Origin of the sequence: Limosilactobacillus caviae (genome assembly GCF_014635905.1) — a bacterium.
Taxonomy (GTDB): domain Bacteria; phylum Bacillota; class Bacilli; order Lactobacillales; family Lactobacillaceae; genus Limosilactobacillus; species Limosilactobacillus caviae.
In genome coordinates this window covers 383,906-397,180 of the sequence record NZ_BMDS01000001.1, presented here as the reverse complement: position 1 = coordinate 397,180, position 13,275 = coordinate 383,906, and the positions used below count along the sequence as shown (strand labels likewise).

At 37.7% G+C, this 13,275-nt stretch carries 11 protein-coding genes; 6 read left to right on the top strand and 5 right to left on the bottom strand.

Translation table 11 applies throughout. The features are described 5' to 3' along the window. Positions 1 to 46: 46 nt before the first annotated feature. A complete protein-coding gene (locus IEU90_RS01615) occupies positions 47 to 889 on the bottom strand; it encodes an aldo/keto reductase (RefSeq protein ID WP_153709230.1) in 843 nt (280 codons plus the stop codon). Positions 890 to 1,007: 118 nt separating this feature from the next. Here IEU90_RS01615 and IEU90_RS01610 point away from each other — a divergent pair, with 118 nt between their 5' ends. The 6 genes from IEU90_RS01610 to cysK all read left to right on the top strand — a co-directional run bounded on the left by IEU90_RS01610 (position 1,008) and on the right by cysK (position 7,461). Beyond that, positions 1,008 to 1,688, top strand: a complete 681-nt coding sequence (locus IEU90_RS01610) for a response regulator transcription factor (protein ID WP_153709231.1) — start codon at positions 1,008 to 1,010, stop codon at positions 1,686 to 1,688. After that, positions 1,681 to 2,658: a sensor histidine kinase gene (locus tag IEU90_RS01605; RefSeq protein WP_153709232.1), complete on the top strand. Its 978-nt coding sequence runs from the start codon at positions 1,681 to 1,683 to the stop codon at positions 2,656 to 2,658. Before IEU90_RS01610 ends, IEU90_RS01605 begins: the two co-directional genes overlap by 8 nt. A gap of 117 nt (positions 2,659 to 2,775) precedes the next feature. Beyond that, the gene (locus tag IEU90_RS01600; protein WP_188357634.1) at positions 2,776 to 3,531 is read left to right on the top strand and encodes an ABC transporter ATP-binding protein; all 756 of its coding nucleotides are present in this window, start codon (positions 2,776 to 2,778) and stop codon (positions 3,529 to 3,531) included. A gap of 3 nt (positions 3,532 to 3,534) precedes the next feature. Further along, the gene (locus tag IEU90_RS01595; RefSeq protein ID WP_188357633.1) at positions 3,535 to 5,460 is read left to right on the top strand and encodes an ABC transporter permease; all 1,926 of its coding nucleotides are present in this window, start codon (positions 3,535 to 3,537) and stop codon (positions 5,458 to 5,460) included. Positions 5,461 to 5,704: 244 nt separating this feature from the next. Continuing rightward, entirely contained in the window at positions 5,705 to 6,532 is an 828-nt protein-coding gene (locus IEU90_RS01590; protein WP_188357682.1) for a homoserine O-acetyltransferase/O-succinyltransferase family protein, read from the top strand. Positions 6,533 to 6,537: 5 nt separating this feature from the next. Beyond that, complete coding sequence (cysK, locus tag IEU90_RS01585) at positions 6,538 to 7,461, top strand: cysteine synthase A (protein ID WP_188357632.1); 924 nt, start codon at positions 6,538 to 6,540, stop codon at positions 7,459 to 7,461. 119 nt (positions 7,462 to 7,580) lie between these two features. Here the strand turns inward: cysK and IEU90_RS01580 are convergent, their stop codons facing one another. The 4 genes from IEU90_RS01580 to cls form a co-directional block, all read right to left on the bottom strand. Then, complete coding sequence (locus tag IEU90_RS01580) at positions 7,581 to 9,125, bottom strand: glycoside hydrolase family 43 protein (RefSeq protein WP_153709237.1); 1,545 nt, start codon at positions 9,123 to 9,125, stop codon at positions 7,581 to 7,583. Between the two features lie 27 nt (positions 9,126 to 9,152). After that, the gene (locus IEU90_RS01575; protein ID WP_188357631.1) at positions 9,153 to 10,388 is read right to left on the bottom strand and encodes an MFS transporter; all 1,236 of its coding nucleotides are present in this window, start codon (positions 10,386 to 10,388) and stop codon (positions 9,153 to 9,155) included. A gap of 219 nt (positions 10,389 to 10,607) precedes the next feature. Then, on the bottom strand, positions 10,608 to 11,606 hold the full coding sequence (locus IEU90_RS01570) for a LacI family DNA-binding transcriptional regulator (protein WP_153709239.1): 999 nt from the start codon (positions 11,604 to 11,606) through the stop codon (positions 10,608 to 10,610). A 126-nt stretch (positions 11,607 to 11,732) separates the two neighbouring features. Further along, positions 11,733 to 13,226 carry a cardiolipin synthase gene (cls, locus tag IEU90_RS01565; protein ID WP_153709240.1) on the bottom strand — a complete coding sequence of 498 codons (1,494 nt, stop codon included), beginning with the start codon at positions 13,224 to 13,226 and terminating at the stop codon, positions 11,733 to 11,735. Between the last annotated feature and the right edge of the window lie 49 nt (positions 13,227 to 13,275).

Below are 13,275 nucleotides of genomic sequence, written 5' to 3'. Positions count from 1 at the left end.
AAACAGCAAAGTGAGTGGATAATTTTCCAATCGCTTTGCTGCTTTTTTAATATTGCTTATTATATTCATACACCAATTCTGGTTCACGGCCGGTCCGATGGTAGGCGTTTAATGAGTCGATCTGCGCCATTTCTTGTGCACTAAGTTCAAAATCGTAAATATCAGCATTTTGTGCGATTCGTTCTTCGTGAACTGACTTAGGGATAAATGACACGCCGTTTTGCAAATGCCAGCGTAAAATCACTTGCGCGGTTGATTTATCATGAGCAACGGCAATATCTTTTAATATTGACTCATTAAGAACGGCTCCCCTGCCAAGCGGACTCCATGCTTGCGTTACAATTTGATGCTGACGATTAAATTGTAATAGCGGTTTTTGCGTTAATAGGGGATGCAGTTCAATTTGATCAACAACAGGCATTTCACTTGCTTGCGTTGCTAAATACTGAAGATGAATCATTTGGTAGTTGCTTACACCAATCGATCGTGTAAGTCCCGCCTTCTTCATTTCTTCAAACGCCCGCCATGTATCAAAAAATGAACGTTCAATCGGCCAGTGAACAAGTAATAAGTCAACATAATCCATTTGTAGTTTATGTAATGATTCTTTGACCGATTCGATTGCCTTCTCATAGCCCTGGTTTCCCTCAGCGACTTTTGTTGTAACAAAAATATTATCACGTGGAATTGCTAATTGTTTAAAGGCATTTCCAACCTCTTGTTCATTGCCATATAGTTGTGCAGTATCGAATAAGCGATAACCTATCTCATACGCTTTGCTTACCGCCTGATTCATCGTTTCCTGTCCATCTACCTTGTACAGGCCAAAACCCTCTTGCGGCATTTTGTTACCATCAGCTAGGGTTAATAAATTATCCTTAATGTCCATCCATTCCCACTTCCTTTTGCCTTATTTTCAAACAGCCATTCAAAATTGTCAAACATGTATTTTCCTTTCTGAACTAACTAATGTATTATGATGTTAAATCTACTTACGAGGAAAAATTATGGCTAAAATATTTATTGTTGAGGATAATCCCGACATTATCCATGCAATTGCGCAAAATTTAAGCAAATGGCAACATGATACCATCACAGTTAAGGACTGGGCAAACGTTGCAAACGAGATTATTACTGCAAAGCCAGATCTTGTTTTGTTTGATATCACTCTTCCTACTTTTGATGGTTTTTATTGGATTCAGGAAGTCCGTAAATACAGTCAAGTACCGATCATCGTAATTTCCGCAGCAGAAATTGATACCAATGTCATGCACGCAGTTACGGCTGGGGCTGATGATTACATCATGAAGCCATTCACAATGACCGTCCTCTTAGCAAAGATCCAAGCTTTGTTACGCCGAAATAAGCAGGTAACCGATACGGAAAAACTAGACTGGGGGCATAATTCATTTAACCCGCTTACTAATGTTCTTACAAATGCATACGGCACTGCGCAACTTACTCCAACTGAGGGGGCAATGCTACAAGTTTTACTTAGTCATCGCAATAAAACTGTTTCTAAAGATCAACTACTGCAATGGTTATGGCAAGGTGGAAAATATCTCAATGAAAACACCCTCAACGTCAATATTAGCCGTCTAAGAACTAAACTAAGCACAATTGGTTTACGTCAATGTATTCACACAGAACGTGGCCTTGGTTATCGCCTGGTGGTTGATCATGAATAAGTATTATTTCAAATTATTTTGCCGTTCAATATTCCCTGCTACTATCGGTTATATAATTTTAATTGGTCTAATCGGTCTGCTAGCAATTTTGTATAATCTTCCTATCGTTTTTTGGGGTGACACTATTCGTTTCTCCCTTCCAATTTTTATCATTTGGCTTATTTGGACAGGTGCAATTCAATTCTATCGTCTTCGCCATTTAACGATTTCACAGCTTGACAACTTTAACCCCGCCAATATAACTGAAGGAAGACTTATTGAAATTCTGCAGAAAGAACGCTCAAAAAACATCCAGACTATCCGTCAATTACAAGCAGTACAACATGAACAACTTGACCACCTTGAATTATTTGCCCACGAAATCAAAAATTATTTAACAAGTTTAACTGCTGCTGCAGAAAATTCACCAACAGTCACCAGTGAAGAAGTTAAGAGAAATACGTACCAAGCAAATTATTATCTAAATTTACTATTAAGCGATGAACGCCTAGCGATCAATAACCACGATTACGATTTTCAATGGGTTAATATTGCCCAGCTAGTGAACGCAATCCTACAGCAAAACTCAGCTATTTTTATTAATAAACAGCTTATTCCTGAGTTACAAAATTTAACTGGAGTTACTATTCTTACTGACCGTAAATGGTTGCGCTTTTGTATTGAACAACTACTTTCAAATGCAATCAAATACTCAGCCCCCAACAATACTATTAATATTTCCTGGGAAATTAATTCTTTACGGATCACTGACCATGGTTGCGGAATTCCAACGACTGATCTTCCACGAATTTTTGAAAATGGCTTTACTGGGGAAAATGGTCACCAAATAACTGCTGCTACTGGCATGGGGTTGTACCTTGTTAAAAAGGTTACTCAGCAATTAAACTTTCAGGTTAGCGTTTCATCAATCCAAGGCCGAGGAACAACAGCCATTTTATCTTTTCAGTCAGCCAACGTTAAACATGCTTAATTTAAAGCTTACAAAATTGTAAGGTTCTGTACGTTTCCGTAAGTAGGAAGTAGTACAGAACCTTTTTATAATTAAGACATAATCAAACTTAGCACTTTACCAGAAAGGAAAACTATTATGACAGTATTAAATCTCCAACACGTTCAACGCGTATACAACCCTAACTCCGCGAACCCTGTTATGGCCTTAAAAGATATTACCTTTAAAGTTGAAGAAGGGGAGTATGTGGCAATCATGGGTGAATCTGGTGCTGGTAAAAGTACCTTGTTAAATATAATCGCAACCCTAGAACAGGCAACTAATGGTCAGGTGGTTCTTAATGGGCAAGATCTTCGTCAACTATCAAAAGACGACGCAGCACATTACCGTCGCGAACATCTCGGCTTTGTTTTTCAACAATTTAACTTACTTGACAGCCTCTCAAATCGTGACAATATCTATTTACCGCTTGTCCTAGCAAAAACACCTGTTACAACAATGGAAGAACGAATCAAGCCCCTAATTGACCGCTTACGAATTGATAAAATTATTGATCGTTTCCCAAGTGAGATTTCAGGAGGACAACAGCAGCGTATTGCAATTGCACGTGCCCTAATTACCCATCCTGACCTTCTCCTCGCCGATGAACCAACTGGGGCCTTAGATTCAAACACCAGCAACGAAATTCTTGAACTTTTTGATGAGGTTAATGCTAACGGTCAAACTATCATCATGGTTACGCACAGTGCCGCTGCTGCTAGTCATGCTAAACGCACCCTCTTTATTAAGGATGGGCGAATCTATCATGAGCTTTATCGTGGAGATCTTTCACTAAAAGATTATCAACAGCAAATTAGCCAAACAATGATGACCTTAACGAATGGCGGTGAATAAACAATGCTTTTCTTCAAACTAATCAATTCTAGTTTTAAGCGTAATCTTAAGGTCTACATTCCTTACCTTATTTCAATGATAATGCTAGTCGCTATTAACTATATTTTTAAGGCGGTTGAAATTAACCGTAGTCTTAAAGATTTGCCAAGTGCAGCTGTAACTAAAGCATTAATGCAGACAGGATCAACCTTTATCATTCTTGTAACCCTTGCATTTATGATTTATGTCAACCGTTTCTTATGGCAACAACGTCAGCGGGAAATGGGTCTGTACAGCATGTTAGGAATGACTAGCCGTAATTTACAGGTATTAACAATTATTGAAAAATTATATCTGCTAGTAATTAGTCTTTTTATCGGAATTTTATTCGGAGTTATTTTTGACCGCCTCGCATTTCTCGGTTTTGCCCATTTGTTGCAAATTGAGCATTTATCACAACCATGGGTAGAATGGCCTGCTGTAACCACCACAATTTTAATTATCGGCGGCTTTTTCTTAATCTTGATGGTTATTGACTTAATAAAACTATTTCGTTTAAATCCCAATGAATTATGGCAGCCCAAACAAGCTAAAATTGCTAGTCACGGAAAGCTATTCACTTTTGCTGGACTTCTCGGGGTCGCTGCCCTTGCTTTCGCTTATTACCTTACAATTACTGTTAAGCCCCGAATATCCGCCTTATCGACATTCATGTTGGCAGTTTTCTTAGTGGTAATTGGAACCTACCTTGTTTTCATTACTGGAAGTATCATTGTTCTTAAAATTCTTCAAAAGAACAAACGATATTATTATCGGCCTCGTCACTTCATCGCCATTTCAGGAATGCTACAACGAATGGAGCAAAACGGCGCTAGTCTTGCAACGATTTGTTTACTTTGCAGTTCCGTCCTCGTGATCCTCTTTACCTCATTAACCATGTATGCGGGAATCAATGATACTGTTAATTCCTTTGCGCCTCGCGATCTTACTATTATTACTTCGCAAAAGCTTTCTTCTCAGCAAGAAGCTACTATCAAGTCAGTTGCAAGTAAACATCAGGCCCACCTTGATAAGCCGCTAACATTTACCACCAGCGCGCCACAATACGGATACTGGAAAAACAATCATTTTATTATTCAAGGTGGTTTAGAAAATATGACTAATCAAACCACTAATTCGATCATTACAATGTCAACCGCTACTTATAATCGAATTTCAGGCCAAAAAGTCAAACTAGGAAAAGACAAGGCGTTAATTTATTCTCCTGCCAAGGAACATCAGGGATCCTTACAAGTAGGCTCACAAAAGTATCAGGCAAAGGTCCTCCATAATTTCAATTATTACTTCAACCCTAGCCATTCGATTTATTCTCCTATTTTTGTAATTACCAATAACCTTCCCGCAAATACTGCCACAATTTGCTTTATCGGAATCGACTATCACTTAAACGGAAGCAAAAAAGAGCATCTTCAATTTGAGAATGATTTACAGGCTAAGCTACATTTACCAAACCAAGTATATTCTTCTCGAACAAACCTTAAGAGCCAGTTAACAAGTCTCTATGGCGGGATCGTCTTTTTAGGAATTCTCATTAGTTTTGCGCTTGGTATCACGACAACCGTTGTCATCTACTTCAAACAAATCACTGAAGGTTATGAAGATCAAGCTCGTTTCAAGACAATGCAACAAGTTGGGTTAAGTGAAAAAGAAACAACTAAGAGCATCCATAGTCAAGTATTGATGGTCTTTATGCTACCAGTAGTCGGTGCGATTATTAACCTTTGTTTCGCTATTCCGGCGATCCGTCAAATTTTAATCCAATTTAATTTTTACAATGTTCAATTAATGACGATAATCGCAGTATCAATCACATTAATTCTGCTATGTCTTTACTTTGTAATTTATGGTCTCACCACAAAAATTTACCGTAAAATCGTTGAACAAAGCTAGGTACTATAAATTGACATTTCCTATTCCAGCGGGTACACTTTAATTACTAATAATAAGTGCGATCGATAAAATGAGGAGATGTCGTTCATGACTTTTATAACCACCACCGTTCAACAAAAACTAACAAGCTGTTGCTAAACTAATTAAGGCTAGGCAAGCCCTTCTCTTTAAATGTGGCTAATTGATGCTTTAAGGTTCTAGTAACAGTTTTTTAGTTTGTTTTAGATTAAATCGAGGTGATTCCATAATGACAACTCCATTAAAAATAGGAATTCTTAACCTAATGCACGACAAAGAAGATACTCAGCAACGGTTTACAAAGGTCCTTTCCGCTGGGCCACACCGTGTTAATGTTCAATACTTTTATCCTCAAACTCACTATACTTCACGATCTGTTCCTAAGCTTGTTCAACAAATTTCCCAGCCCTTAGAGTTAGGAGAGGTTGCAACGATGGATGCTTTTATTATTACCGGTGCGCCAATTGAACAGCTTCCATTCAAAAAAATCACTTATCTCGATGAAGTTCACCAACTAATTGACGGCTTGGTCGCTAATAATATTCCACAGCTTTATGTTTGCTGGGGAGCAATGGCAGCTGCTAATTATCTTTATGGGATTTCTAAAATGCCTCTTCCTCAAAAAATCTTTGGTGTTTTTCATAACTATATTCAACATGAAGATCCGTTATTAACGGGTTTAGATGATGGCTTTCTTGCTCCCCATGCTCGGTACGCTGAGTTGGATATTAACAAGATTGCTCGCGATCCACGTTTGATTATTAATGCTACTACTAAAGATAATCGTTTATTCTCATTTCGTGCGCGCGAGAAGAATCAATATTTCTTATTCTCACACCTCGAATATGGTCAAGATGCGTTATTGAAAGAGTACTTACGGGAACGAAATACACATCCTGGTGTCGAATATATTAAGCCGCAAAACTATTTCCGTGATCCGCTTCATATGAAAGATCCCCAATTTAGCTGGCAGCGAACCCAACAAGTATTCTTCGATAATTGGCTTCAGACCGTTGCTAACGACGCAAAAACAAAACAATTGGTAAAGGAGTAAATATTATGACTGAAATCACTAATTCTATTACAAACTTAATCGGAAACACGCCAATCGTTAAGTTAAATCGGGTTGTTCCTGACGATGCTGCTGACGTTTACGTTAAGCTGGAATTCTTCAATCCAGCTGGCTCAATTAAGGACCGAATTGCCCTTGCAATGATCGAAGAAGCAGAAAAAGCCGGTAAACTGCAAGCTGGCGGTACTATTGTCGAACCTACTTCAGGTAATACTGGTGTCGGTCTTGCAATGGTTGCTGCTGCTAAGGGTTACCACCTGATCATCACAATGCCTGAAACAATGAGCGTTGAACGTCGGAAGCTCATGCAAGGCTACGGTGCTGAATTAATTCTTACTCCAGGTGCTGATGGAATGAAGGGGGCAATTGCGAAAGCAGAAGAGCTAGTAAATGAAAAAGGCTACTTCATGCCAATGCAATTTAATAATCCTGCTAACCCTGATATTCATGAAAAGACAACAGGAAAAGAAATTCTTGAAGCATTTGGCAACGATATTCCTGATGCTTTTGTTGCTGGTGTTGGAACCGGTGGTACATTGACGGGAGTTGGTCACGCTTTGAAGAACGCCAACCCATCTGTCCAGGTTTATGCACTTGAACCAGCTGAATCACCAGTTTTGAAGGATGGTAAAGGCGGTAAGCATAAGATTCAGGGAATCAGTGCTGGATTTGTACCTAAAGTCCTCGATACTGACGTTTATGATGGAATCCTCGAAGTCAAGAGCGATGATGCAATCGCCACTGCTCGTGAAGTTGCCCACCAAGAAGGAATCCTTGTTGGTATTTCTGCTGGTGCTAACATCAAGGGCGCAATTGAGGTTGCTAAGAAGCTCGGCAAAGGCAAAAAAGTAATTACAGTTGCTCCTGATGGCGGTGACCGTTACCTTTCAACTGAATTATTTGATTATTAAAAATTTAGGCATGTAATGAGAAGCCTTTCTCATTACATGACATGCCGTTTTTTATATGGCTCTACAATAAAAGCTGCAACACCAATTAGTTAGCGTTACAGTTTTTATTTTATTTCTAATTAAAAAGGGATGTAGCTGAAGTTTTTAAATAGTGCCGCCGTTGAATTGCGACGATGCATATCAATTACGTTCAACCCGATAAAATTCCCAGTAAATCCTCCTGATAAAAACGAAATATCAGTTGTTCCAAGCGAAAGCCTATTGTTCCCATCATCAATGATAAAGCTTGCAGCTTCGTTGTCTATAGTAACCTCTAAGTGGTATTGACCATGATCATTAATAGGAATTTGTTTTATTCTATTGAACTCACCCTGAACTTCTTTTTGTAACTCAATAACCGGATTATTATTCTCGTCTACAGTAATAACCAAAAGCGCATAATTTAGTGTGTCAAGGTATAAAGTTATGCCAGCTAGTTGCATATAAGTACGAGGCCGGTATTCCATATCAACAGCAACCTTCACCTTAAAATCGCATTGACGAGTAGCAATCATATGCTGATCAAATAAAGATTGTGGAGATTGACCTCCACGAATTAATAGTCCCCTGCTATCAGCAACAAGCCATTCAGGATCAGAAAATTGTCGTAAAGTATTCCAATAGGCTTGATTTAATCCATGCTTTAAATCATCTGTGAATTTATGCGTAATAGGATGAATTGATGCAGCATTTTGAGGTGCAGGTACATCAACTTCTGGTAAATTGCCTTCATTAGCTAAATGTAGCCAGCCATCATTCGTCCATTTGACCTTTTGAATAGCGGTTTCCCGTCCAAGAATTGGTTTATTCCCAGAAAGCGGTCGCGTACATAAGTGAGCAATATACCATTCATGGTTACTAGTCTCCATTAAGCTAGCATGTCCTGCTGATTGTAGTTTGAGTTCAGGATGATTTTTCGACGTTATTAATGGCGTATTAGGATCTACTTCATAGGGTCCCCAAATATTTGTAGAGCGAGCAACTGTCTCCTGATGCTCTAAGCCGGTTCCGCCCTCTGCTGTCATTAAATAATAATAACCGTTATGTTTGTATATTTGAGGAGCTTCAGTTTTTCTAGCACTAGTACCATCAAATATTTTTTTCGGTTTACCAATCAGCGAAAATGAAACAGGATCAATTTCCTGCATTTCAATACCACAGGACTTATTATGCGTCTCCATTCGATAATCCCACAATACATTAAGAAAATATGCCTTTTTGCCATCAAAAAATATTGAAGGATCAAAGCCCGAACTATTTATATATACCGGTTTACTCCAAGGTCCATGAATATCATTTGCCGTAACAATATAGTTATCTACATCCTTATACGGAACACGCGTTGAGTTAACATTAGTATAAACTAAATAATATTTACCATTATGATATGTAGCAAACGGCGCCCATATAGAGCATCCCCGAGGGTTTCCTCGAAAATTAATATTCATTGATTCACCAATTACCGAAGTCTCATATTTCCAATTTGCTAAATTTTGTGAGGAATAAATTCTAATACCTGGTAACCATTCAAAAGTTGAAACTACAAGATAATATTTTTCATTATCACGAAAAAGCAATGGATCAGGATTAAAACCTGTTAAAACAGGATTGTGTATTTGTTTCAAGTAAAACACCTCATTTATTTTTTAATACTAAGCAACTTTTCGGATCATTTGGAAAAGTACCCCACCAATTACACACATTATAAATGCTGCCATAAAAATTAAGTGATAGCCCATTTGAGTAATTACAACAGAAGCTACAATCGGGCCAAGAATCTGACCAATCGTATTAGCCAAATTTAAAATTCCTAAATCCTTAGCGGCCGCTTTTTTAGAAGGTAAGACGGAAACATTCAATGCCTGATCAATTGAGTTATAGATACCATAACATGATCCGCCAATAACAGCGTATGCAAACATCGTCCAAGGTTGCGGATCAAAGAATGGCATTAGTACACCAATTCCAAAACCAACGGAAGCAATAACCATCATTTTCTTAATGCTTCCAATCTTATCAGCAATCGGGCCGGAAATAGCTGCAAAAAACATCCCGGTAAACATTAAAATTGTAGACATAATTGAAAGACTTGATGCAGCTTCTCCTGAACTTAATTTCATATAATCCATAAAGATATATAGTTGATATCCTACGATAATATAGTGCGCTGCAACTATTAATAACTTCCCGAATAATGATAAATAAAAGTCTCTTAACTGTCCGTGAACTGGAAAAATAAATGCTTCAATTAATTGATAGCCATGTAATGGTTCTACTTTATCATCTTTATTCCCAGGTTCATGAATAACAGCAACACATAGAAAACCCAATACTAATTGAATTGCAATCATTGTCCATATTCCCATATTAATTTTGGTTAAAAATTGGGATGCAACAATCGTCCCCAAAGGATTAGCAACTGAATTAGCAATTCCGTAAAATGATGCAATTGTCCCTTTATACTTTTTAGGAACCAAATCAGAAAGAATTGCCAATAATGGACCAACAACTGCATTAAGTGCTGCTTGATAAACACCCCAAATTACTAACAACATTGGGATTGAAGTTGTAATTGTAATTAGCCAAAAGCAAATCGCACTGCCAATTGAGCCAATAATAATCCACGGAGTTCGCCTACCATGTCGCGACCTTGTTCTATCCGACAAAACTCCAAAAACAACATTAGCAATAGCTGCAACTATCATTCCAATAGTGGCAACCTCAGCAATAATTTGCACTTTCTGGGCTGGTGCAATTTTCTGTAACAACGCAGGCAATAAAGTACTATTAACTCCAACATATGGTAATAACCACGAAAGGACCCCAATAGCTAATCCGATACCGATACGATAAGGCGGTCGTGATTTAACTGCTTTTTCTGATAACATTGTTTTCACCCCATTATTCTCTTGCCTTTTGGGAGCGCTCCCAAAAGATAGTAAAAAAATACAATTTCTCAAAATAACATACTTACTGTATAGATGTAACCGGTATCATCTATAATTCATTAGACCACTAATTATTGGGAACGTTCCCATTTAAATGAATAAAAAAGACAAAGGTATCTTAATAACCTAAGTCTTATATCCAATAAGTAAATGATTTTCTTATTGCGGGCTAACAGAACTGCGAATAATTAAGGATGGTTCAATGACGAGAGTCTGTCTTTCCGTTGCCGAATTACTAATCCGTTGGAGCAAGAATTTCATCCCATTTTCAATCATTAATGACAATGGATTCTCAATAGTTGTTAATGATGGTGTTGATACCATTGAATATGGAATATTATCAAACCCCGTTATTGATATATCCCGCGGAACCGATAAATCATGTTGATGACATGCTTTTAAGGCTCCTAAAGCAATATCATCACTAGCACATATAACACAAGTCGGCCAATCAGATCGTGGCAGATTCAAAATCTCATTCATCATTACCTCCCCTGTGGTTAATGAAAATTGCCCTTGTTTAGTTGCAAATGGGATAATGCTCATTTTCAATTTTTCAGCTTGTTCTTTAATTCCTATGTAACGAACCTCACTAGTAATGAACTCGGCAGATCCGTTGATAATCCCTAATCGTCGATGCCCTTGCCGATAAATATATTGAACTAGATTATGCATTGCTACTCGATCATTAGCATATATATTATCAATTTCAGGTAAATCAACTCGCCTTAATACCACAACTGTAGGAATCCGGGCTTCTTTCAATTTATCGATAAAGGTATCATCATTCTTGGATTGACTTACAACAATTACCCCATCAAAGCGATTTCTAACAGACTGGTCAAAGTCTTCTAACTGGTCAATACCGGCAACTGACAATAGATAATTAGAAGGAAGCCCAGCATTAGCGCTACTAATTATATTTGAAAAATAAGTTGACATGTCGGCATGAATTCTTGACATAAAAACGCCAATTACATACTTTTTCTGTGTAACTAAACTACGAGCGCTGAAATTAGGCGAATAGTTTAATTGTTTAGCAGCTGCAAATACTTTCTCTTTTGTAATTTGTTTAATACTTGAATTAGGGGTAAACGCTCGTGAAGCGGTAGAGCGCGATACGCCAGCTAATTTAGCAACATCATTTATAGTAACCAATTTATCATTCCTTAATTAAAGATCATATTTATTATAAATAAAATTATTACCAAAAAGCAAAATTTAAGTAAATAATTATCCCTAGTGAAGTATTAAAACAAACATTCACCAGGGATAATTGTCGATTTATAAAATTGGCGATAACAATCTTGAGAAGTATTGCTTGAATTTCCGCCATTTTGACTGACTATCAAAATATTCTGGCGTAAGTAAAGTACTTTTCTTCATGTCGTCCTCGAAATCTTTCTTCAAGCGAGCCGTTAGTTCTTCATTATATGCAAACGTATTAACTTCAAAATTAAGACGAAAACTACGGTAATCCATATTGGCTGAACCAACAGATGCGATGTTGCTCCCGCTAACCATCGTCTTGGAATGAATAAAGCCATTATTATACTTATAAACTTTCACGCCATTATTAACCAGGTATTTAGCATAGTATTCAGTTGCACGATAGACAAATGGATGATCGGGCATACAAGGAATCATGATCCGCACATCAATCCCACTTCTTGCAGCAATCACTAACGCCTCAAGCACTGAATCTTCTGGAATAAGGTAAGGTGATTGAATATAAACATACTTTCGTGCGGAGCTAATAATTGATTCATAACCGCGGCGGATCGAGTAATTTTCATTATCAGGACCAGAAGAAACAATCTGCATCGGAACCTCATCTGGATCACCTGTTGGAGCAACTAATTCAAAGTTTTTAAATTCATTTTCAAGATTGATTTTCTTTTTATGTGTCTTCCTGCAAGTCGTATTCCAATCCATCGCAAAGCGGACTGTCATCATCATTGTAGCCTGACCGACAACACGAAGGTGCGTATCACGCCAATAACCAAATTTGGGATCTTCACTAACATATTGATCACCGATATTAAAGCCACCGATATAGCCGATTTCCCCGTCAATAATAGCAAGCTTACGGTGAAGGTGATAATTTAACCGCGGCGTTTGGAAATAAGCTTTGGCGGCAGCAATGAACGCCTGCGCTTCTCCACCTAATTCTTCTAAATGCTTAAAAAACTTAAAAGTAGTTCCATGAGACCCGCTCAAATCATAAAGGACCCGCACTTTTACTCCCCTAGCTGCCGCGTCCTCCAAAGCTTTCAATACACGCTTGCCTAAATTATCAGCATAAAAAGAGTAGTACTCAATATACACATGATCAGTTGCGTGATTTATATCATCAATTAATTTGTCAAATTTCTTCTTTCCATCAACAAAAACATGGACTTTATTATTAAAAGTTACTACTGAATCATTCAAGCTCAGAAAAAGGTTTACTAACTGCCGATCTCGCGACAGCCTGCTTCCTTTGGGCATTAATTCATGTTCTTCACTTAGCTTTCGTTGTTTTTCAAGATATTTAATTCGTAACTGCTTTTGCTCATCTTGAATACTAAATATCTCATCATGTGACAACTGACGGCCAACAAAAAGATACATAATAAAACCGATTACCGGCAAAACACTTAATACTAACAACCATGCCCACGTTGATGCAATATCACGCCGGCTACGAAAAACTGTCCAAACTGCAAAAGCAACATTAATTAACCACAGGACTTCAATAATCCGCCGAACAACATCCCATGTCCAAACAATATTCATACTTATAATAATCTCCCTACTAGTATTACTGATTTATTATAGCTATTAT